This is a genomic window from Streptomyces sp. NPDC048441 (genome assembly GCF_043200235.1).
Taxonomy (GTDB): domain Bacteria; phylum Actinomycetota; class Actinomycetes; order Streptomycetales; family Streptomycetaceae; genus Streptomyces.
In genome coordinates this window covers 275,771-296,205 of the sequence record NZ_JBICXM010000008.1, presented here as the reverse complement: position 1 = coordinate 296,205, position 20,435 = coordinate 275,771, and the positions used below count along the sequence as shown (strand labels likewise).

Here is a 20,435-nt window from a genome sequence, read left to right as displayed (position 1 = left end):
CTGTTTACTTTCCTGGACCGAGTGGTGATCCACTCAGCCGGTCGGTCCCAGCTTCTGCCGCACTACGTCCTCGCTCATCTCTTCGAGGTTCACACCCTGCACGGTGACGACGGTCCCGCTGAGCGCGGGTGCGAAGTCGTCCTTGACGAGGTCGTAATTGGCCCGGTCTACTACCCCTGCTTCGAGAGGCAGCCATACGAAGCGCACGAGCGCGCTGCGGGCGCTCTCGGGCAATTGGTAGTGGTAGAGGGCGAATCGGGGCTCCGCGGAGGGCAGCGCGGCAAGAAAGTCCGCATACGTTGCAGACCTCTCGCTCACCACGTCCAAGGCAAGGTCGTTCTGCCCCTCATCGAGCAGAAAGACTGCGTAGGACGACTGCCCCTTCTCCACTGCAATGAGTGCTGTGTTGGCCGCATCGCTGACGTTCATGCCTGTACTCATGACAGCTCGTCCCTTCAGAGTCGGTTGGACTTGTGGTGGCCCATGGCTTCCTCCGCAGGGTGGGCACCCAGGTGCCCGTCAGCCGTCGTGCGACCCGTGATAGACGGACGACGTGACTGTCAAGGTCAAGATGTGGCTTCGTCCGCCGACTCGTCGGCCAGAGCGGAACTTCCTGCCTAGGCCGGCTGCTCGGCGTTGGAGGTAGCCGGCTCTTCGGTCGGTGTGGGGTTCTCGCCGTGGGTTGTGTCGGGCTGCGTCTTGGTGACGGTGCAGTGCAGGGTGTCGTTCTCGACGTCGGCGACGATGGTGTCGCCGGGGTCGGCTTCGCCGCTCAGCAGGAGGGAGGCGATGCGGTTGTCGAGTTCGGTCTGGATGGTGCGGCGCAGCGGGCGGGCGCCGAACTCCGGCTGGTATCCGTGTGCGATGAGCAGCTTCTTCGCGGCCGCAGTGACGTCCAGCTTGAGGCCCTGGGCGTGGACGCGGTGTTCGCTCTGGGCCAGCAGGTGGTCCAGGATGCCTGTCAGGTCGTCCTGGGTGAGGCTGTGGAAGACGATGATGTCGTCGATGCGGTTGAGGAACTCGGGCAGGAAGCGTCCCCGCAGATCCTCCATCAGCTCGTCCTTGAGGTCGGCGGCGTCGCCCTCGTGGGCGAGGATGCGATGGGCGCCGATGTTGGACGTCATGATGACGACGCAGTGCCGGAAGTCGACCGTACGGCCCTGACCATCCGTCAGGCGCCCGTCGTCCAGGATCTGCAGCAGCGTGTTGAAGACGTCCGGGTGCGCCTTCTCCACCTCGTCGAACAGGACCACGCTGTAGGGCTGTCGGCGGACCTTCTCGGTGAGCTGACCGGCCTCTTCGTAGCCGACGTAGCCGGGCGGCGCGCCGACGAGCCGGGCGACCGTGTGCTTCTCCTGGAACTCGCTCATGTCGAACCGGATCATGCGGTTCTCGTCGCCGAACAGCAACTCGGCGAGGGTCTTGGCCAGTTCGGTCTTGCCGACACCCGTGGGTCCCAGGAAGAGGAACGAACCGACGGGCCGGTTCGGGTCGCCCATGCCCGCGCGATTGCGGCGTACCGCTTCGGAGACCGCGGTGACCGCCTCGTCCTGGCCCACGAGCCGGGAGTGCATCTCCTGCTCGAGCTTGAGGAGCTTCTCCTTCTCGCTCGCGGTGAGCTGGGAGACCGGGATACCCGTGCGCCGCGAGACGACGTCGGCGATGTCGTTGGCGGTGACCGAGACGACGCCCTCGCGGCGCTCCTCGATGCCCGCGAGTTCGCCCTCGGCCTCGGCGATCTGCCGCTTCAGCCCCGAGGCCCTGTCGAACTCCTCACCGGAAACCGCCTGATCCAGCTCGCGGCGCAGCTTGGCGATACGGTCCTCGCGGCTGACCACCTCGGTGGACCGGCCCGCACTGCGCAGCCGCACCCGCGCTCCGGCCTGGTCCATCAGGTCGATGGCCTTGTCGGGTAGGAACCGGTCACTGATGTAGCGGTCGGAGAGTTCGGCGGCGGCCGCCAACGCCCCATCGGCGAAACGGACTTGGTGGTGGGCCTCGTACGCGTCGCGCAGCCCTTCGAGGATCTGCACCGTCTCCTCGACCGACGGCTCGGGAACCAGCACGGGCTGGAAACGACGCTCCAGGGCCGCGTCCTTCTCCACATGCTTGCGGTACTCGTCGATCGTCGTCGCGCCCACCACGTGCAGCTCACCGCGTGCCAGGGCCGGTTTGAGCATGTTGCCCGCGTCCATCGAGCCCTCACCTGTGGCGCCCGCGCCGACGACCGTGTGCAGCTCGTCGATGAAAAGAATGATCTCGCCGCTCGATGCCTGGACGTCCTCGATGACCTTCTTCAGACGCTCCTCGAACTGCCCCCGGTACTGCGCACCGGCCACCATCCCTGACAGATCCAGGGACACGACCCGCTTGTCCTTGAGCGTCTCGGGGACCTCGCCCGCCACGATGCGCTGGGCCAGGCCCTCCACGATGGCGGTCTTCCCGACGCCCGGCTCACCGATCAGCACCGGATTGTTCTTCGACCTGCGCGAAAGGATCTCGACGGTCTGCTCGATCTCGTCGGCCCGCCCCACGACCGGATCCAGCTTCCCCGCCTTGGCCTCCTCCGTCAGATCCCTGCCGTATTCGTCCAGTGTCGTGGACGGTTCCTTGCCGGCGGCGGGAGCGCCGTCCGCGCGCGCCCCCTGCTCGGTCAGGCGCGAGAGCCTCTTCGGGTCCAGGCCGTCCGCACTCAGCAGCCGGTCCGCGCCCGTGTCGCTGCCCTCCAGGAGCGCGCCGAGGATGTGCTCGGGGCCGATGTAGGACACACCGGCCGCCTGCGATTGGGCATACGCGGCTGTGAGCGTGCGCTTGGCCGCAGGAGTGAGCCCCGGCTCCGTCGACGGCTCGCTCGACTCCCGCGGAAGCACCTTGGCGATCTCGGTCGCCAGGCTGTCCGGGTCGACACCCGCCTGAGCGAGCAAGGAGCGTGCAGGATCCACCTTCGTACAGGCCCACAGCAGGTGTTCCGTGTCCAGGTCCGGCGTCCCGTCCTCGACCGCCCGACCCGCCGCCAGGTTAAGGAGCTCCTGCGAGGACTCCGTCAGCAGTCGGCCGATCGGCACACGCTGCACCGCCGGCGGCGACGAAGCCGGGGACATACCAAAGAAGCGATTCAACAACTCACTGAACGGATCCGAAGAACCAAATCCGAACGACGACATCGACATAGCAACTCCTGGAACTCAGGGCTTTCCCCCACCCAATCGCTACACCCGCCACCCCGCAACCGCACCCTTGCAACTGGGCGCTGCGAAGTGGTGTCCAGCCTATTACCTGTCCTTGATCACAAGAAGCTTTGTGATCCTGCACAGGAATGCTTCGGCATGCTGGCGCAGCCCGCCCTGAGTGGCCGTGCCCGTCGCATAGGTGGAGGCTGCTCGCAGAGGCGCCAACAGCAGACCAAGCGTGGGTGAAACCACCGGCGTGAAGGGGACTTCCATGGGTGACAATTCAGGTATCACGCGATCTGGCTCTGCGAGGAGCGCCTGGTGGGTAGGAAGCGATCCGGCATCGGAACTCCAGCACCTTTGGGGCGAGCTCAGCCGCCTGTTCGAACACTCCTCCCAGGCCACGGAGATGTCGAGGCATTGGATGCCCCTCGCCGAGGAGGAGGACTCGGGCAATGCCTACGTCGTACGCGCTGAGCTCCCGGGTATCCCCCGGGAACGCGTCAACGTGGAAATCGACGGCCGTGAACTGCACATTCACGGCTCCATCGAAGAAGCGGCGGACACCTCCGCGCTGCGCCGCCGCACGGGGGCCTTCTCCTACGGCATTCGGATCCCGGCAGATGTGGACCCTGTCGGAGTAAAGGCAGACCTGGCCGACGGAGTGCTCACGGTAACTCTCCCGAAGTCCGGAGACAGTGCGCCGCGTAGAGTCGAAATCGGATCACCCGGCGACGCGACGGGGGACTGAACCCCGACTACTGACCTTGGCGTTGATGCCCACCACGTGGCTGGGCCCGGTCGGCGTTCCGCTTTCCCAGCGCCACTTCGGCGCCATGCCGTCACGGATGCATGCCACGCTGGACCTGGTCGTCGAGCAGCCCACGGCCGACGGCAGGTCGGGCGAGTGCCAGAGATCGGCGAGCTGGCGGGCAGCCCAGGGCGGTGGCGATGACCATGTTGCCCAGCACGTACGCGGTCACGTCGAGAGTGTGGGCGTAGCCGATGAAGTAGGTGCCGAGTTCGGCCTGTCGCAGACGGCGGATGGAGCCAGCCCTTGCAGACCGCTGCACCCTTCAGCGAGCAAGGACTGATCACTGTGGGCGCCGCGGTCCGCATCCAGCACCTTCGCCCGACCCGCGTGGGCGGCCGCGTGGAGGTGATCGCCGCGCGGCCAGCCTCGGCTCCCAGCGCCTGGGTCACTTACCGCCGGACGGTCATCGACGGCTCGGGCGAACTCGCGCGACGGGCTAGATCGTCAGTGTGACCGTGAGCCGCGAGTGATCCCTTGCAGTGGCCCTGACCTGCAGCAAGCCGAACACCGACCCTGGTCGGTCTTCATGTGGGGCTGTGACCCCGGAGGAAGTCTCGTACTGCTCTGGGCAGTTCGCTTTCGGAGACCTCGTGGACCGAGGCCCAACGAAGCTGCTCCCGCGTGAGGCTTCCGCCCTCCGACGGGTCCTCGCTCAGGAGTTGGCACACCACGGCCGGTATTCCCTCGTCGTTGGGCCGCAGCACCTGCGAGCCGTCCACGAGATAGCCGGTCAGCTCGTACACGACGCGCGCCGCGGTAGCCGTCGCCATTTCGGCGGGCTCCGGACTCCCTGATGGCAGTTCCCAGCCTCCTGGTCCTTCCACCAGCAGGAATCGGCCGTCGTACGGGACGACGGCCTGCACCAAGTCTGCCGCGGTCTCCTCTAACGTCATGGCTATTTTCCTTATCAACAAGGGGAGAGTCGCTTGACCGATCGGTCAAGCGACCAAGCTCTACCCGGCGTTCAGGGCTTCATGCTGCTTGCTCTCCGCGTAGCTTCGGCCAACGGAGCCGCAATCGCCGCAAGTCGATCACTGTGCGGCGCAGGCCGATGTCGGGCACGATGTTCCCATGGGCCTCTTCAAGCGCAGCACTTCAGGTACGCCTCGCGAATGGTTTTACTGCCTCAAGCACCAATCTGTCGAGGATGGACCGACATGCCCGGGCGCTGACCGTCTCGGTCCTTACGCCTCGTCCGCAGAGGCAGAACGCGCCGTGGAATCCACTGAAATGCGTAACGCAGAGTGGGATTCGGACCCGCGGTGGCAGGACATCGAATCCCCGAAAGGGAGACGAATGGCTGTTGAGTCTTCAGAAGTCGTTGTGGTGCACCACAATTGGGCCGAGGGCGATCCGGGATGCGGCCAGTCGGATTCCGCGATGCCGAGTAATGGAACCCGACGCAATCCCGAGTCCCGCCCAGCCCTGCAATTCACCTGTAGCTTTGCGCGACGAAAAGGTCATCGGCAGGCAAGCTGAGCCCATGGTGTGGGCCCCTGAAGCACCGTACGCAGCTCTGCCTCCGTCGCCGAGCATCCCAGTACGCGCCGTCCCATGTCAGTGGCTGGGACGGCTGTCAGTATGCGAGCGTGTCGTGGAGGGAAGCGTCTGTGCAGGAGGCCAGTCGAGGGGGCCAGCGGGCAAGATCATGTCGCTGCGGTGCACCACCTTCAGCCGGGCGTCGAGCATGAGTACCCTGAGTGGCCCTGTGCCCGCTGCCCGTGGCGTACGGATGCTGATCTCACGGCGTTTTCCGAGCAGCACATGGACATGTCTCGTCGCCCGCCACGGCGACGTGGGCCGCAGACCGTGCGGTCGAGATGTACCGCGAGCTGGCCCGGCTGCCCATCCGGCTGAAGAAGGAGATTCCTGGTTTTGTGGGCAACCGGCTGCAGTGCGCCTTCAACGACCAGGCCACCTACCTCGTGCAGCAGGGCGTGATCGACCCGACCGATCTCGACGATCTGGTCAGGGCATCGCTCGGCATCCGCTGGGCCACCGTCGGCCCGTCGGTTCGCAGATGACCTACGACCTGGGCGAGCCCGATCCTGCCGATTCCGGCCCGGTGATCGAGGCTGTCAACAAGGCGTACGGAACAGGCCCCAACGCCTACGAGGCGAACGTGCGCCGCCGAGACCGCTGCACCCTGGCCATCACCGACGCGCTCGCGGCCAGCGACGCGCATGCCTAGGACCAATGACCCCCGACTCAGGAGAAAAGGGTATGTCTCGCAAGCTGATCGCCCTCGGCATTTCGACCGACAGCATCTTCACCATCGACAGCACAACCGGTCGCTTCGAGCGCGTCTACGCCGAAACGGGCTCGAACCCCGACGGAGTGCAGATCGCCGACGGCGTGGCGTACTGGACCACGATGGGCGAACCGTCCATCCGGCCCGGCGTGACCGGCGAGGCCGCGCTCGACTACACGGCCCGCAACGGCGGTGTCCACTCCATCAACGTCGATGGCACTGCCCGCCGCGATCTCACCGCGCCGGGCGACATCACCACCGGCAAGCAGCTCACCCTCGCCGAGGGGTGGCTGTACTGGGGTGACCGGGAGGGGCACCGGGTCACCCGCGCGCGCCTCGACGGGACAGGTCGCGAAGACCTGGTCGTCAACGCACCTGGCATCGAGAACCAGTGTGTGGGCGTTGCCGTGGACACCGAACGCGGCTACCTCTACTGGACTCAGAAGGGTCCCGCGAAGGGCGGCACCGGCAAGATCCTTCGTGCGCCGCTGGCGTTGGCCGGGGGCGAGACCGCCGAGACCCGCATCGACATCGAGGTGCTGTGGGACGCGCTGCCGGAGCCGATCGACCTGGAGATCGTTGACGGCGTCCTGTATTGGACCGATCGGGGCGCGCCGCCGAAGGGCAACACCCTCAACCGAGCGCCGCTGCCCGCGCCGGGTGCACACGGCGCGGCGCCGGAGATCTTGGCCGACGGCTTCGACGAAGCCATCGCCCTGGTCGTGGACACCGAGGCGGGCGCGGCATACGTGTCAGACCTCACCGGGCACATCTACACGGTGCCGCTGCCCGAGACGCCCGGCGGGGCAACGGGCAAACGCCTGCTGGCAGATCTGGGCACGCACGCGTCCGGGATCGCCGCGATTCCCTGACGCCGGCGATGGGTCGCAGGTAGAGGTTTACCCCGGCGCGACCTGGGGATCGCGGCGGGTGAGCGAACGGCCGCGGCGACCGACTCACGCTTCAATAGCCCACCCAGAGAGGCACATTGAGCGGTCCGGACTGCTCACGCCACCGCACAGACGTTGAGCCCGGTAGGGCGCCAGTTGGGGGCGGTGGCTGTCGACAGGGTCATCGCATGTCGGCGCGATGGCGATGGTGACGAGGCCGATGAGGGTCGCCGTCGCCGCGAACACCGCACGGGCGGTGGTGCTCACCCGCAGCTCGGCGGCCGCGCGGACCGAGACGCGGGTCCGTTCGCAGAATCCTTTCGTCTACTGGGGTGCGCCGACAGGGTGACAGCGTCCGGGCCAGTCATGTCCCCTACGCCTTGGAACGCTGCTGCGCCTGGGCCCCTTTGCGGGTGTGGTGCTTGGAGGACACCTGGCCGATGAGTTCCCAGAAGCAGACAAGGGCGGTGATCGGCGGAATCCCGAGGGTCACGAAGGCCAGCACCGAGCGGGTCGAGTGACTGACACACAAGGCCACCGCCATGGCGGAGGCCACCAGGAGGACGCCCCAGGAACGTTTCGCCTGCTGATGCTGAACGGTCGCCCGCAGAATCGAGAGAGCCGCGACGAACCACGGGCCATATACGGTGAGCGGCCACCAGTGCGCCAGCTCCGGCGGCAGGATGTACTCGGCGAACGCGCGGAGTTGGCCGTAGGAGTAGGCGATGGACCAGCCCAGCAGGCATGCCACGCACACCGCGATCGCGGCGAACAGGACCGTCACCTGGGTGATGCGCCGACCGGCCACGAGGAATGGCTGTTGCCGCTGCATACGCCTGCGGTCGATTCTGGACATGGGCTGTTCGGCGGGCTCGAGAGGCGGTTCGGGACGTGACGCGGTGGCCAGCATCTCTACTAATTCCTCACGGGACAGCGGTTGTTCCGTAGGCTCGGGAGCCGGCTCGGGACCCGATGCCGTGGCCATCATCTCGGCCAGCTCCGCCTCGATGTCCCGGCGGTTCAGCGTGGCGTCCAGGCCGACCGTCTCCCAGGACTGCTGGCTGGGGATGGGGACGCTGTCGTACGGGCCGAGCGCGCTGGTCTCCGGCCTCCGGGAGTACCGCGGGGTGTAAGTACCTTCCCCGCTGCTGTACCAGTCGTTCATCCGGGTTCCTTCGCCGCCTCGTGGAGTGTTCTGCTGGAGTGTGGAACTCGGCCGGTGGTACCGGTGCGGGAATCATCTGGCAACCCGAAGAAGCCCCCCCCCGGCGCCGATCAACCCGTGTGCAGGTCGATCGACGGAAGAATCCTTTCTCCTCGCTCGTCTGCCGTGTTCACGTCCGAATAACGAATGGCGTCGGAGAAGAGGGTGTCCCGCGATCGAGTGATCGACTTACACGAACGAGCCACATCAAGTGCCGCTTCAAACGTTTGGTCGACAAGTACGAGGGACAAGACGTGCATGAGTACTGGCCGGTCCCCGAGACGCACCGACCTCTATCGAGTCGGCGAGATGCATGAGTTGCCCGGTCTGTTCTGGGCCCACAGAGACTTGGAGGGCGAGCACTCCTCAGCTTGGCTGAGGCGCCATGCGATGCAATCCCTTGCGGTCGTAGTACCGCGTCATGAAGAAGCCGAAGGCAAGCGCGGCGGCGACACCGACGCCGATCATGATCCAGCCGCGGGTGAGTCCGGCATCAGCACGGGCGTCGAAGTACAGGATCGCCCTGATCCCGGAGACCAGCTGACGCATGGGCTCGAAGATGCCCAGGAAGCGGTAGAAGCCCGGCACGGCCTCCAACGGGATGGTGGCGCCGGATGACGGGAGAGCCAGGGCGATGAAGACAAACATCGACACGATCTGACCGATGCTCCCGAACGCCGCGTTGATCGCCTGCACTCCGAGACCCACGCTCAGACAGGAGCAGTACGAGAACAGCGCCAGCGTGAGCAGATGAGACGCGTCCATACCCAGAATGCTGATGCACGCGAGCATTACCAGCGCGGTGACCGGCACGGACAGTGCTGCGGTCATGACCATTTTGAGCAGCAAGGTCTGTGTGCGGCTGATCGGGACAGTGGGTCGGCGCGAGTGCCAGGGGCCGATCTCCGCGTCTGAGTATCCGAGTGCGGTGTCGACGGTGTTGTGGATGATGTTGCCGCCAAGGAAGCCCGCCAGTACGAGCAGCAACACGTAATAGAAAGCGCTGAGCCCCATTCCGCTGTGCTTGCCGATCGGGTGGCCGGGCTCGGTGCTCACGGCGATGGGATCGGCGAACAGGAGGCGGGCGGCGGAGCTCGCGTCGGCGATCTCCGGCGAGGCCGTGAGCTGCTTGCCGATGCCCAACGATGCCTCGTGGGCTGCCTGTTGGCTGATCCGGGCGGCCATGGACGATCCGAGGCTTCCCAGTCCTGGGTTGGTGAGCACGGTCAAGGCCGGCCGATCGGCGCTGGTGCCGTTCAGCGACTCCACCGTGGTGGTGAAGTTGGTGGGAATGACCAGAGCGCCGTAGATCCTCCCAGAGGCCATTTGGTCCTTGGCGGCATCGATGTCGAGGCGGCGCCATTGCACGTCCTTGTCCGGTGTCGAGGAGATGACTTGGGCGCTGACCTGCGCGCCCAAGTTCTGCTGCGTTCCGGGCAGAGGCTTACCGGAGTCTTGGTTCACGAGGGCGATCGGCAGCCGGTGAAGGCTGTTCTCCGGTGTGAGGATTCCGCCCATGTACAGCAGCGAGAGGACTAGAGCGACGAGCCCGCTGAGTGCACTTGGGGCGATCCACAGCCTGCCGTGACGCAGCAGAGACCTGGCACTCGCCGCGGACATCGGGGGCAGTGTGCGGTCGGAAACCATGGAGCTCCATGAGGTGTCGAGGGCGGATGGTCTGCCCCAGGTAGTGGCGATAACCGCTGGTGAGCCTAAGTGCCGGGCCAGCAAGGGAGTGCCCGTGACACCGGCCGGCTTCTCGTATCTGCCCGAATGGGCCACCCAGGTCGTTCGGCGGCGGGATTGACCGGATGGTGAGAGAAGCGATTACGTCTCGCTCCGACGGCTTTGACCGGCCTCACCACCACAGGAAGCACGGGAACTGACATGGCTTTCACCCTCCCAACAGACATTCAGAATCGGCCGGTTGCTGTCATCGGCGCCGGTACCCTCGGTCGACGGATCGCCCTGATGTTCGCCACGCGAGGAGGTCTCGTACGGATCTACGACAAGTCGCGGCAGGCCGACGAGGCGGCGCTGACTTATGTCGAGAAGCACGTGGCTGAGGTCGCGGCACGGATCGAGGGCGGAAGACCAGGTCAGGTAACAGTTACCCATGACTTGACCGAGGCGTTGCTCGACGCCTGGCTGGTCGTGGAGGCGGTCCCGGAGCGACTGGACCTCAAGAAGGAGATCTTCGAGGAACTGGACCAAGCGGCCATGCCGGACGCCATCCTGGGCAGCAACTCCTCCTCGTACGCCTCAAGTGAGTTCATCGGCCAGGTCAAACACCCCGAGCGTGTGCTGAACATGCACTTCTACATGCCACCGCAGCAGAACGCGATCGACCTCATGTCCGACGGGCAAACCGACCCGGGCATTTTTGACCTGCTCACGCGTGAACTGCCACGCTTTGGCATTGTGCCCTTCGTGGCGCACAAGGAGTCGACGGGCTTCATTTTCAACCGCATCTGGGCCGCGATCAAGCGCGAGGCGCTGGAGGTCGTAGCCGAGGGAGTTTCCACGCCCGAGGACGTGGACGAGATGTGGAAGATCAACATGGGGCTCGAGGCCGGGCCTTTCCGGATGATGGATCAGGTGGGCCTCGACGTCGTCCTGGACATCGAGAACCACTACGCACAGGAGCGTCCCTATCTGCCCTCGGGCCCGAGGGAACTGCTGAAGAGGTACGTCGACGCCGGGCACCTGGGTGTGAAGACCGGAGAGGGCTTCTACACGTACGACACGCCGAGCTGACGCGGACGACGAAGTGGGCTGCTCGCGCAGGGCCCTCTGAGGAGGGCGGCCCGAAGGGTTCCGGCCCGGCGCACGGCGCTCGGGGGCGACGTTATGCCCCCATCGAGGAGGAGAAGCGGCCGTAGATGCCGTCGAGCCGTTACGGCACCGGTTGGGCGAGCTGCCCCCGCCCAACCGATCTCCAGGAGGTGTGCATGAGGGTGAGGTTCGATCCGCTCGGCCGGCCGGCATCCCCGAACCTGCATGGTCACGAACGGCGTCCCGGAGAACCGGCACCCTTCATCGGATCCACCACTGCCGTCAACCCAGGCCGTTTGAGGGAACCTTCGGGGCGCCACCCGCTGCTCAGGCAAGGGATCCTGATCCCGGTCGCCTTGGAACAGGAGGGCTGGCACGAGGACCTGGTGCCCCGCACCGAGGCCGTGCCTCGCGCGGCGCGTACCAACGGCGCGCGCGTGGTGCGCGCGGACCTGGTCCTGCCATGCGCCGCCCAGGAGAGCGGGGCGGCCGCGCCGGCGTCGGACGGGGTCCACCCGTCGTCGGCCGGCCATGGTCTGATCGCTGATGCCTGGCTCACCGCAGTCGACATGAAGGCATCTTCTACTCGACCCAGATCGTGTGGCGATGCTTGACGCCAGAGCGCCACGGCGACGATGAGAGCGCCCAGGGCCGAGGCGCAGCCTTCCCCACCGGTCGACAGGGCAGACCGTGAAGTCCCTCCCGGAGCCGATCACGAGCTGAAAGGTCCAGTACGTCGTGAAGGCTTCGGGAGGTAGTCCTGCGGACGACCGCTGAACTTCATAGCGCCGCCTCGGCCCTGTGCATGATGCCGAGAACGGGATCGGAGAACCACGGCGGGCACACCCGTTTCGGGCCGGTTTCAGCCGAGCGTGACTGAACGGCCTCAGCTTCCTTTAGCCTCAGCTTCCTTTACACGTGAAGCTTGTCCTTGATGCGCTCCCAGCGCTCGTGGAACTCCTCATGATGCGTGGGGCGCTTCTCGGCGTGCAGCTTCGACGCTGCGGCGGACTGGGCCGCCTTTGACGCATCGGCGGTTGCCTCAACCTCGTCTAGTACCTCGTGAGTCGGCCGCCGAACCACCGTGCCGCCGTCGGCTGCGACATCATCTTCGATGGCGCCTTCCCGCGTCTCGGTGACGTCGGCTATAAGCGCGCTCTGTCCCGGCGGTACGGTCCGCGTCAACGTGCCGATTGCGGTACTGGCGTCGGAGGCCTTGTGCGCGTCGAGTGCGCCACCGATCAGGGCGCCCGCACCCCAGCCCAGCAGAATGCCGAGTGGCCCGCCCAGGAGACCGACGAGTACTCCGATGAGGCTGCCGTCGATGGCGCCCGATCCGACCTTGTGGTCATCGCCGTCCGCGACATTGAGGGAGCCATCCGCCTTCCGTTCGATTACAGCCGCTGCATGGACGTCGACAAGCTCTTCGGCGTCGGCCCGCTTCAGGCGCGACAGGGCACGGTACGTTTTGGCGCTGTCGTCGAACCGGATCACTACGACATTGCGGGGGTGCGTCGTATGCATGGTTCCCTCTCTGGGATGTTGACTTGGCATGTAGCGAGCAGGCAGCTAAACCACCCGAAGCCCAAAGGACTGAGTCTGCATCGGACAGAGGCGGGGTGCCCAGTGCCGACGTCAACCTTGGGTGGTTCGACAACTTCTTCTGTGTGAGCTGCCAGAACTGATCCGTGCGCCAGGCGTGATGTGGCGCGCGGAAATAGCCTGAGAGGGTGAGCCGGTGGCAAGCGTCCCTTGCAGCGGCGGGTGGTGGGACCCTCGGGAACCGAAGCCGTTCTCTCGGTAGATCCAACCCGCTATAGGTTGCGTAAGTGATGGGCGCCCAGCCAGACGGAATTCGGGACGGATCCGTCTGAGGGCATCAGGTGTGTCGCTTCCAAGACCGACCAGTGTCGGACGGCATTTTGGGAGCAATGCCAAATTTCTATGTCCCCACCCAAGAGTTCGAGACGTGGGCAACGCGATCGCACATTCGATGACGAGAACCAGGGGCTGAGAGAAGGTGCGTGAGATGCGCCGCTGGTTCGCTGGGGCCAAGGACGAACTGGATGCCGAGCCCGATGTCGCCATCGCCGAGCTGCTCGACATGCCACGGAAGGTCGCCCGCCAAGTGACTTGCTCTGCCTCCCCGCTGACGGCAGACAGCCTCGTCGGCGACCGTCGCCAGAGGTTGACGATTCTGCCCATTCGCGCCTACAGCATCCGTTCCTCGCTTCCTCGAACAAGCCGTTTCATGACGCATCTCCCCAGCGCGCACAGCCAGGCCCAAGGCGAGGCCGTGCACCCGATCTGCCTGCTCGGATCGTGTGGCGCCACGCTCCGACTCGACGAAGTGCATGAGACGTCGGGCGACGCCGTAGTCTTCGTCGGCATTGCGTGTGGCCACGATGCTGGAATGGCAGTGGCCCTCTCGGACAGCGGCGAGGGGTGGGTCGGAGCGTGCTGACGACCCACCTGAAACAGAAGAGGGCTGGTCGACACCGCTCATGTCACGTCTGCGCCCACTCGTCCGTATGACGACCAGGAGCGGCCGAAGCCGCCAGGTGGTCCACATGCGGCGGGTGTTCTCACCTCGTGGCGCACTCGCGTTGCACAACGTGGACGGAGCCCTCTCATTCGCGGTGCGCGCGTCGCTGGCCATGGCGTTGCCCGCGGTGCCGATAGCGCTCGCCGGGTGGGCCGACCAGGCCGTATACGCCATGCTGGGTTCCTTCACCACGACGTTCGGCCGCAACCTGCCTTACGCGCGCCGTGCCCGCGTGCTCGCTCTGGTCGCGCTGGCGATGACGGCGTGTGTGGGGTGTGGCTCGGCGCTCTCCGCGTGGGTGCAGCCGCAGAGTGGGGGAGCGGGTGCCGCCGTAGTAGTTGCCGCCACAGCAGTGGTGGCCGGGCTCGCAAAACTCGCCTGCGACGCGGCGCGGTTGAGTGGGCTCGGCGCGGTCCTGCTGCTGTTCTCCTTCGCGGTGTCCGCCAACGGCGCACCGACCCCGGCCGACGTGCTTCCGGAGACCGTACTGGCGGCATCGGGTGCGGTCGTGGCCTGGGTCCTGTCTGTGCTCGGCTGGTTCGTACATCCGGACCGGCCCCAGCGCCTCGCCGTGGCAGCAGCCCTGCGCGAACTCGCAGGGCTGCTCGACGCCACCGTCACCTCGGAGGACATGACCAGGCCCTTGCGCCACCGGGCCACTGCCGCCGTGCTTGAGGCGCACTGGACTCTCGGTCTCCTGCCCGCGGCCGCCGCTGAACGCGGGCGGCGGGGTGGCATCTGCGTGCGCTTGACCGACCTGTCTTGGTCCCTGCTGATCAGTTCCGCCCGTCGTCCACCCGAACTGCCTGCGGACCTCGCGGTACACCTGCGCGACCAGGCGGGCATGCTCGTACGCCGTCGCCGACACGAACCCCGGATCCTGGCGGAGCTGACTCTGACTTGGCCGATGACTGTCACACAGGCCGGTGCGCTCTTCTCCGAGCACACCGAGCTGGCTGGAACCCGCCCCGGCACCGAGCAGCGCGCCGCGGAACTGGTTATCGGGCGGCGCCGCGACGGCTCCGCTCACGCGTCCGGCTCCGTGGTTCCGCTCGTTCCCGCTCTGCGCATGGTCGTCGGCACCGGCCTCGCGGGCGGCGCTGCCCTGCTGCTGGGCCTCGGCCACGGCTACTGGGCGGCGATCTCCGCCGCCGCCGTGCTGCACTCGATCAACGTGCGTACGGCGGCACAGCGCGCCGTCCAGCGCACGTTGGGCACCGCCGCCGGTCTGGGACTAGCTCTTGGCGTGCTCGCCCTGAGTCCCGCCCCCCTCACGCTCGTCCTGGTGATCGTGTTCCTGGAGTTCCTGCTGGAGTACTGCGTGGCCCGCAACTACGGCCTCGGTGTGGTCTTCCTGACGCCCCTGGCCCTGCTGTTGAGCGAACTCGCCGCTCCCATTCCGCCTGAGGACCTCGTCCAGGACCGAGCGCTGAGCAGTATGGTGGGCATCGTCGTCGCCCTGGCTTGTGCGCTCGTGATGATCCACGGCCATGCGGCGGCCCGCGTAGAGCGCGCGCTCGCGGCATGCACGGCCGCCGCTGAGTGCGCGGAACAGGCTCTGGAAGCGAGCGCCGAGGCATCATTCCCGCAGCTGCAGTCACACTTGGCGGCGGCCGTAGTCGAGCTGCGTGAGGCCGATGATGCCGCGACCGGCGAACTCTGGCCCTCGGAGATCGACCCCACCGAACTCGCCGTCGCGGAACAACGTGCCTACCGTCTCCTGGAGCGTCTTGAAGGTGGTCATCCCGGCTGGTGAGGGCTCACGTCTACCCGGACCGTCGGCTGTGACGCCGAACGTGCGCTAGCGGTGCGCGACTACGTTGAGGCGCATAAGCCTGTGTGAGGGGGAGACGGGGAAACGACTCAGGTCACTGCTCGGCGCGCTGCGAGGCGAGGGCCATAGCGAGGAATTGGTTCCGGTCGACGATCGCGCGGTCGATCTCGCCTGTCGCGACCAGTTCGCCCGACCCGTCGATGGCCTTCACGAGGAAGGTGAGCCGCTTGCCGACGGACGAGGCCGGTGGCTCGGCGGTGACATCCACCCGGTCGCCCCGTCGGCTGGGCCTGAGGTACTGGACACGGATCGCGGTACCGACGGTGGTCTGGCCCCCGCTGATGAAGGGCGCAGAGGCCTGCAGCGTTGCGGCTTCCAGCCAGGCGATCAGCCGAGGGGCGGTGAGGACGGGCACATCACCACTACCCACACTCACTGCTGTGTCGGCGTCCGTGACCTCGTAGCGGATGACACCACGCTACGGCGCCTCCGGCACGGCCGCCTGCTGGAAGCCGCACACGGATGCCTGCGATCCGGATCGTTTGTGGGGCGCCACACCGGTTCTTGTCGACGCTGCCAAGGGATGGCAGCACGCGAGTGGATCCCGAGCGAACATCGCCGGAATGCAGCAGGATTGATGGCGACGTACCGCCGGGCGTGCGACCTGGGTAGCTGTTGTCTCGCACCCGTGCAGCGCCCGCCCGTGCGCCCATCCCACTTGCCACCTACACGAAGGACAGGGAGGACTGACTCCTGTGGTCGAGTCTCAGCCCGTGATCGTCCCGCCGGCCAAAGCCACCGTCTTCCTTGTGGCCACCCTCTTGCCTGGTGGCGAGGACACGGTCCGTGGGCTCCTCGAAGACGTCGCGAGTCTGCGGCGTTCCGTTGCGTTCCGTGCCCCGAGCGATGAACTCACCTGCGTCGTAGGCATCGGTTCAGTGGCTTGGGATCAGCTTTTCGACGGCCCGCGGCCTCAAGGCCTGCATCCGTTCGTGGAGTTGAATGGCGAGCGGCACCGCGCCCCCTCCACTCCTGGCGACTTGCTTTTCCACGTGCGGGCCCGTCGTATGGACCTCTGTTTCGAGTTGTCCCGGCTGATTGCGGAGCGACTGCGCGGAGCCGCCACCGTGGTCGACGAAGTACACGCCTTCAAGTACTTCGACGAGCGGGATCTGCTCGGCTTCGTGGACGGCAGTGAGAACCCCGAGGGGCAGACTGCGGCCGACTCTGTCTTCATCGGAGATGAGGACCCCGAGTTCGCGCGGGGCAGTTACGTGACGATCCAGAAGTATCTGCATGACCTGGTGGCCTGGAACGCTCTGTCGACAGACGAACAGGACAAAGCTATCGGGCGGCATAAGCTGGACAATGTTGAGTTGCCCGACGATGTCAAACCTGAGAACTCCCACGTCGCTCTGAACACCATCACCGACGAAGAGGGCAACGAATGCAAGATCGTGCGCGAGAACATGCCTTTCGGTAGCGTGGGGCAGGGGGAGTTCGGCACGTACTTCATCGGATATTCGCGCACCCCCGACGTGACCGAGCAAATGCTGAGGAACATGTTCATCGGCCCCCGCCCGGGATTGCACGACAGGATCCTCGATTTCTCGACCGCCGTAACCGGGTGCCTGTTCTACGTTCCAACTGCCGACTTCCTGGACGACCTGCCTGCCGCACCCGGCGCCGCTGCGGCAACGGGTGACGGTTCGTTGCGGATCGGCAGCCTCAAAGGAGTCCGAGCATGACCACGCCCCATGACATGAGCAACCTGCACCGCGATCTCGCCCCGATCACGTCCGGGGCGTGGGCCGAGGTCGAGGACGAGGCACGCCGCACCTTCCGACGCAACCTCGCGGGCCGACGCGTCGTGGACGTTACCGGCCCCGATGGCCCGGAACTAGCGGCGGTGGGGACGGGACATCAGTCCGGCATCGCAGCCCCCGCGGCGGGCGTTACCGCACAACTGCGTGATGTGCAGCCCCTGGTGGAGCTGCGTGTGCCGTTCAATGTGAGCCGCTCGGCCGTCGACGGTGTCGAGCGCGGCGCGAAGGACTCCGACTGGCAGCCGGTCAAGGACGCGGCACGCGCCATGGCCTTCGCCGAGGACCGGGCCATCTTCGAGGGGTACGCCGCGGCGCGCATCGACGGACTGCGTGGCCGAACCTCCAACCCGGTCGCCACATTGCCAGCCGAGCCCCGCGATACACCGGATGCCATCAGCCGGGCCCTGACAGCACTGCGACTGGCGGGCGTGGCAGGTCCGTACGCGCTGCTGCTCGGTGCCGATGCTTATACGGCGGTCAGCGAGACCTCCGATCACGGCTATCCCATCGCCGCGCACCTCAGCCGCATGCTGGACGGCCATCCGATCTGGGCTCCCGCGCTCGACGGGGGCTTGCTCGTGTCGACCAGAGGCGGAGACTTCGAGCTGAGGCTCGGCGAAGATCTGGCCATCGGCTACATGGCGCACGACGCGACCGAAATCGAGCTGTACTTCCGCCAGACGCTGACGTTCCTCACCTACACGGACGAGGCCGTGGTGGCCCTCAACGCCTGAATTGGCGGCCGCTGCGCCGCTCGCTCGGGAGTGCACGCCGCGCAAGTGTGGCGCGCCAACCCGCAAGGAGGACGGCATATGTCACCTCAGTCGCACGGCAGTTCCAAGAAGCAGGATGGACCTTCGCTGGCCGTCAACCCCTTCTACGGCGCAGCGAATCCCGCGGCCGGGATGAGCGAGGCGCCGCCCCGGTACCGGCTGCCCGAGCGGCCCCTCGCGCCAGAGACGGCATACCAACTCGTCCACGACGAACTCATGCTGGACGGGAACGCGCGGCTGAACCTCGCTACCTTCGTCACCACCTGGATGGAGCCGCAGGCTGGGGCGCTGATGGCGGAGTGCCGGGACAAGAACATGATCGACAAGGACGAGTACCCCATGACTGCCGAGCTGGAGCGGCGCTGCGTGGGCATGCTCGCCGACCTCTGGCACGCGCCCGACCCGCGGTCGGCAGTGGGCTGCTCGACGACCGGGTCCAGCGAGGCGTGCATGCTCGCCGGCATGGCCCTCAAACACCGTTGGGCCAGGCGCAACGCCGACCGTTATCCATCGCGCGAGGCCCGCCCCAACCTCGTGATGGGCGTCAACGTCCAGGTCTGCTGGGAGAAGTTCTGCACCTACTGGGAGGTCGAAGCCCGCCAAGTGCCCATGGAGGGCAACCGATTCCACCTCGACCCGGTGGCCGCGGCCGAGTTGTGTGACGAGAACACCATTGGGGTCGTCGGTATCCTCGGATCGACCTTCGATGGGTCGTACGAGCCCATCGCGGACCTATGTGTCGCCCTCGATAACCTGTGCGAGTGGACCGGCCTAGACATACCCGTCCACGTCGACGGGGCATCGGGCGCGATGGTCGCCCCCTTCCTCGACCCCGACCTGGTCTGGGACTTCCGCCTGCCACGTGTCGCGTCCATCAACACCTCGGGCCACAAATACGGGCTCGTGTATCCGGGTGTCGGGTGGGCTCTGTGGCGCGACCAGGCCGCACTCCCAGAAGAGTTGGTCTTTCGGGTGAACTACCTGGGCGGTGACATGCCGACCTTCGCCCTGAACTTCTCGCGGCCCGGGGCGCAGGTGGCAGCTCAGTACTACACGTTCCTGCGGCTCGGCCGGGAGGGGTACCGGGACGTTCAGCAGGCCACCCGTGATGTGGCTCGTGGCCTCGCGAAAAGGGTCGAGTCGCTGGGCGACTTCCAATTGCTGACGCGAGGTGATGACTTGCCGGTGTTCACCTTCACAACCACACCGGAGGTGACGGCGTACGACGTGTTCGACGTGTCCCGCCGGCTCCGCGAGCGCGGCTGGCTGGTCCCGGCGTACACATTCCCTCCCCACCGTCAGGATCTCGCGGTGTGCCGGGTGGTGTGCCGCAACGGCTTCTCCACGGACCTCGCGGACCTGCTCCACGACGACCTGGTCCGGTTGCTTCCGGAACTGCGGCGCCAGCCCCGTCCCATGGTCGATGACCGACAGGCCGAAACCGCCTTTCACCACTCCGAGCACCGCTGACGACAGCTGGGTCGACGTCACCCGGAATGCGAATCCCGTAGAGCTCGTAACACGATCATGGGCGGGCCTTCTTGGGGCGTCTCCAGCAGATGAAACTGCAGGCCAACGAGACGAAGGCATCGTGGAGTTCGGTTCGGCGTTCCCAACGGACGGCAAGGCGTTTGAACTGGTGGAGCAGGGCGAAGGTCTGCTCCACGACGTAGCGGAGTTTGCCCAGGCCCTTGATGTTCGGGGCGCCCTTGCGGGAAATGACCGACAGGATCCGTCGCTTGCGCAGCTTCCGCCGTTTGGGATGGGAGTCGTAGCCCTTGTCACCGAGGAGTGAGTTGGGGCGACGGCGCGGGCGGCCGGGTCGTCCGGCCACGGGCGGGATGCCATCGACCAGGGCGAGGGTCTGGGTGACGTCGTTGACGTTGGCTGCGGTGGTGACGACCTTGAACGGGGTGCCGCGTCCGTCGCAGATCAGGTGGTGTTTGCTGCCCGTCTTCCGTCGGTCGACCGGCGACGGACCAGTGTCGGCGCCCCCTTTTTTCGCGCGGATGTGGGAGCCGTCCACGCACGCACGGGACCAGTCGAGTTCGCCGGCCGCGTTCAGCTCAGCGAGCAGGATGCGGTGCAGTTGGCCGAAGACCCCAGCCTGCTGCCACCGCTCCAGGCGCCGCCAGCAGGTCTGTCCGGAGCCGAACCCAAGCTCCAGCGGCAGGAGTTGCCAGGCTATGTCGTTGTGCAGGACGTACAGGATGCCCTGCAGACACAGCCGGTCCGCCACCGGCCGCGGACCCGGCGACTTCTCCGGCCAGGGCGGCAGCAGCGGCTCGATCAGCGCCCACAAGTCGTCGTCCACGATCCACGGCCGGGTGCTCACATCCTCCCGAACGGCGGAATCGTCACCTCGGTCACGCCGGACCAGGGCCCTTCACCAAGATCAAGTTACGAGCTCGCA

At 66.4% G+C, this 20,435-nt stretch carries 20 protein-coding genes; 11 read left to right on the top strand and 9 right to left on the bottom strand.

The window, feature by feature from the left end:
* Positions 1-33: 33 nt before the first annotated feature.
* Positions 34-441, bottom strand: coding sequence for a cofilin family protein (locus ACGFSB_RS21970; protein WP_393401741.1), 408 nt, complete (start codon positions 439-441; stop codon positions 34-36).
* Between the two features lie 176 nt (positions 442-617).
* A complete protein-coding gene (locus ACGFSB_RS21965) occupies positions 618-3,170 on the bottom strand; it encodes an ATP-dependent Clp protease ATP-binding subunit (protein WP_393401739.1) in 2,553 nt (850 codons plus the stop codon).
* 238 nt (positions 3,171-3,408) lie between these two features.
* Between ACGFSB_RS21965 and ACGFSB_RS21960 the strand changes: the two genes are divergently transcribed.
* Positions 3,409-3,921, top strand: coding sequence for an Hsp20/alpha crystallin family protein (locus ACGFSB_RS21960; RefSeq protein ID WP_393401736.1), 513 nt, complete (start codon positions 3,409-3,411; stop codon positions 3,919-3,921).
* Positions 3,922-4,012: 91 nt separating this feature from the next.
* Here ACGFSB_RS21960 and ACGFSB_RS21955 read toward each other — a convergent pair whose 3' ends face one another.
* Both ACGFSB_RS21955 and ACGFSB_RS21950 read right to left on the bottom strand, forming a co-directional pair.
* Entirely contained in the window at positions 4,013-4,243 is a 231-nt protein-coding gene (locus ACGFSB_RS21955) for a hypothetical protein (RefSeq protein ID WP_393401734.1), read from the bottom strand.
* A gap of 265 nt (positions 4,244-4,508) precedes the next feature.
* The gene (locus ACGFSB_RS21950; RefSeq protein ID WP_393401731.1) at positions 4,509-4,877 is read right to left on the bottom strand and encodes an NUDIX hydrolase; all 369 of its coding nucleotides are present in this window, start codon (positions 4,875-4,877) and stop codon (positions 4,509-4,511) included.
* Between the two features lie 927 nt (positions 4,878-5,804).
* On the opposite strand from ACGFSB_RS21950, the gene ACGFSB_RS21945 reads away from it, so the two are divergent.
* The 4 genes from ACGFSB_RS21945 (at position 5,805) to ACGFSB_RS21930 (ending at position 7,474) form a co-directional block, all read left to right on the top strand.
* A complete protein-coding gene (locus ACGFSB_RS21945) occupies positions 5,805-6,008 on the top strand; it encodes a 3-hydroxyacyl-CoA dehydrogenase family protein (protein ID WP_393401729.1) in 204 nt (67 codons plus the stop codon).
* On the top strand, positions 6,005-6,175 hold the full coding sequence (locus tag ACGFSB_RS21940; protein ID WP_393401727.1) for a hypothetical protein: 171 nt from the start codon (positions 6,005-6,007) through the stop codon (positions 6,173-6,175). Before ACGFSB_RS21945 ends, ACGFSB_RS21940 begins: the two co-directional genes overlap by 4 nt.
* A 32-nt stretch (positions 6,176-6,207) precedes the next feature.
* The gene (locus ACGFSB_RS21935; protein WP_393401725.1) at positions 6,208-7,107 is read left to right on the top strand and encodes a hypothetical protein; all 900 of its coding nucleotides are present in this window, start codon (positions 6,208-6,210) and stop codon (positions 7,105-7,107) included.
* Between the two features lie 238 nt (positions 7,108-7,345).
* Positions 7,346-7,474, top strand: coding sequence for a hypothetical protein (locus ACGFSB_RS21930; RefSeq protein ID WP_393401722.1), 129 nt, complete (start codon positions 7,346-7,348; stop codon positions 7,472-7,474).
* 24 nt (positions 7,475-7,498) lie between these two features.
* Here the strand turns inward: ACGFSB_RS21930 and ACGFSB_RS21925 are convergent, their stop codons facing one another.
* Positions 7,499-8,290: a DUF2637 domain-containing protein gene (locus tag ACGFSB_RS21925; RefSeq protein ID WP_393401719.1), complete on the bottom strand. Its 792-nt coding sequence runs from the start codon at positions 8,288-8,290 to the stop codon at positions 7,499-7,501.
* 405 nt (positions 8,291-8,695) lie between these two features.
* On the bottom strand, positions 8,696-9,976 hold the full coding sequence (locus ACGFSB_RS21920) for a YhgE/Pip domain-containing protein (protein WP_393402002.1): 1,281 nt from the start codon (positions 9,974-9,976) through the stop codon (positions 8,696-8,698).
* A gap of 240 nt (positions 9,977-10,216) precedes the next feature.
* Between ACGFSB_RS21920 and ACGFSB_RS21915 the strand changes: the two genes are divergently transcribed.
* Positions 10,217-11,086, top strand: a complete 870-nt coding sequence (locus tag ACGFSB_RS21915) for a 3-hydroxyacyl-CoA dehydrogenase family protein (protein WP_393401717.1) — start codon at positions 10,217-10,219, stop codon at positions 11,084-11,086.
* A gap of 930 nt (positions 11,087-12,016) precedes the next feature.
* On the opposite strand, the gene ACGFSB_RS21910 is transcribed toward ACGFSB_RS21915, so the two are convergent.
* Positions 12,017-12,628 (bottom strand): DUF1269 domain-containing protein, encoded by a 612-nt coding sequence (locus ACGFSB_RS21910; protein WP_393401715.1) that lies wholly within the window; start codon positions 12,626-12,628, stop codon positions 12,017-12,019.
* 505 nt (positions 12,629-13,133) lie between these two features.
* Between ACGFSB_RS21910 and ACGFSB_RS21905 the strand changes: the two genes are divergently transcribed.
* Both ACGFSB_RS21905 and ACGFSB_RS21900 read left to right on the top strand, forming a co-directional pair.
* Entirely contained in the window at positions 13,134-13,568 is a 435-nt protein-coding gene (locus ACGFSB_RS21905) for a hypothetical protein (RefSeq protein ID WP_393401713.1), read from the top strand.
* A gap of 67 nt (positions 13,569-13,635) precedes the next feature.
* Positions 13,636-15,405: an FUSC family protein gene (locus tag ACGFSB_RS21900; RefSeq protein WP_393401710.1), complete on the top strand. Its 1,770-nt coding sequence runs from the start codon at positions 13,636-13,638 to the stop codon at positions 15,403-15,405.
* 112 nt (positions 15,406-15,517) lie between these two features.
* Here ACGFSB_RS21900 and ACGFSB_RS21895 read toward each other — a convergent pair whose 3' ends face one another.
* A complete protein-coding gene (locus ACGFSB_RS21895) occupies positions 15,518-15,892 on the bottom strand; it encodes a thioesterase family protein (RefSeq protein WP_393402000.1) in 375 nt (124 codons plus the stop codon).
* A 286-nt stretch (positions 15,893-16,178) separates the two neighbouring features.
* Between ACGFSB_RS21895 and ACGFSB_RS21890 the strand changes: the two genes are divergently transcribed.
* The 3 genes from ACGFSB_RS21890 (at position 16,179) to ACGFSB_RS21880 (ending at position 19,492) form a co-directional block, all read left to right on the top strand.
* Positions 16,179-17,171 carry a Dyp-type peroxidase gene (locus ACGFSB_RS21890; RefSeq protein WP_393401707.1) on the top strand — a complete coding sequence of 331 codons (993 nt, stop codon included), beginning with the start codon at positions 16,179-16,181 and terminating at the stop codon, positions 17,169-17,171.
* Positions 17,172-17,185: 14 nt separating this feature from the next.
* The gene (locus tag ACGFSB_RS21885) at positions 17,186-17,983 is read left to right on the top strand and encodes a family 1 encapsulin nanocompartment shell protein (protein ID WP_393401998.1); all 798 of its coding nucleotides are present in this window, start codon (positions 17,186-17,188) and stop codon (positions 17,981-17,983) included.
* Positions 17,984-18,061: 78 nt separating this feature from the next.
* On the top strand, positions 18,062-19,492 hold the full coding sequence (locus ACGFSB_RS21880) for a glutamate decarboxylase (RefSeq protein ID WP_393401704.1): 1,431 nt from the start codon (positions 18,062-18,064) through the stop codon (positions 19,490-19,492).
* A 55-nt stretch (positions 19,493-19,547) separates the two neighbouring features.
* Here the strand turns inward: ACGFSB_RS21880 and ACGFSB_RS21875 are convergent, their stop codons facing one another.
* Complete coding sequence (locus ACGFSB_RS21875) at positions 19,548-20,357, bottom strand: IS5 family transposase (RefSeq protein ID WP_393401701.1); 810 nt, start codon at positions 20,355-20,357, stop codon at positions 19,548-19,550.
* Between the last annotated feature and the right edge of the window lie 78 nt (positions 20,358-20,435).

Coding starts and splice junctions, on each gene's coding strand:
- ACGFSB_RS21965 (WP_393401739.1), bottom strand. CDS start 3,170: ATGTCGATGTCGTCGTTCGGATTTGGTTCTTCGGATCCGTTCAGTGAG.
- ACGFSB_RS21925 (WP_393401719.1), bottom strand. CDS start 8,290: ATGAACGACTGGTACAGCAGCGGGGAAGGTACTTACACCCCGCGGTAC.
- ACGFSB_RS21970 (WP_393401741.1), bottom strand. CDS start 441: ATGAGTACAGGCATGAACGTCAGCGATGCGGCCAACACAGCACTCATT.
- ACGFSB_RS21940 (WP_393401727.1), top strand. CDS start 6,005: ATGACCTACGACCTGGGCGAGCCCGATCCTGCCGATTCCGGCCCGGTG.
- ACGFSB_RS21945 (WP_393401729.1), top strand. CDS start 5,805: ATGTACCGCGAGCTGGCCCGGCTGCCCATCCGGCTGAAGAAGGAGATT.
- ACGFSB_RS21920 (WP_393402002.1), bottom strand. CDS start 9,976: ATGGTTTCCGACCGCACACTGCCCCCGATGTCCGCGGCGAGTGCCAGG.
- ACGFSB_RS21915 (WP_393401717.1), top strand. CDS start 10,217: ATGGCTTTCACCCTCCCAACAGACATTCAGAATCGGCCGGTTGCTGTC.
- ACGFSB_RS21905 (WP_393401713.1), top strand. CDS start 13,134: ATGCGCCGCTGGTTCGCTGGGGCCAAGGACGAACTGGATGCCGAGCCC.
- ACGFSB_RS21910 (WP_393401715.1), bottom strand. CDS start 12,628: ATGCATACGACGCACCCCCGCAATGTCGTAGTGATCCGGTTCGACGAC.
- ACGFSB_RS21885 (WP_393401998.1), top strand. CDS start 17,186: ATGAGCAACCTGCACCGCGATCTCGCCCCGATCACGTCCGGGGCGTGG.
- ACGFSB_RS21950 (WP_393401731.1), bottom strand. CDS start 4,877: ATGACGTTAGAGGAGACCGCGGCAGACTTGGTGCAGGCCGTCGTCCCG.
- ACGFSB_RS21930 (WP_393401722.1), top strand. CDS start 7,346: ATGAGGGTCGCCGTCGCCGCGAACACCGCACGGGCGGTGGTGCTCACC.
- ACGFSB_RS21935 (WP_393401725.1), top strand. CDS start 6,208: ATGTCTCGCAAGCTGATCGCCCTCGGCATTTCGACCGACAGCATCTTC.
- ACGFSB_RS21880 (WP_393401704.1), top strand. CDS start 18,062: ATGTCACCTCAGTCGCACGGCAGTTCCAAGAAGCAGGATGGACCTTCG.
- ACGFSB_RS21900 (WP_393401710.1), top strand. CDS start 13,636: ATGACGACCAGGAGCGGCCGAAGCCGCCAGGTGGTCCACATGCGGCGG.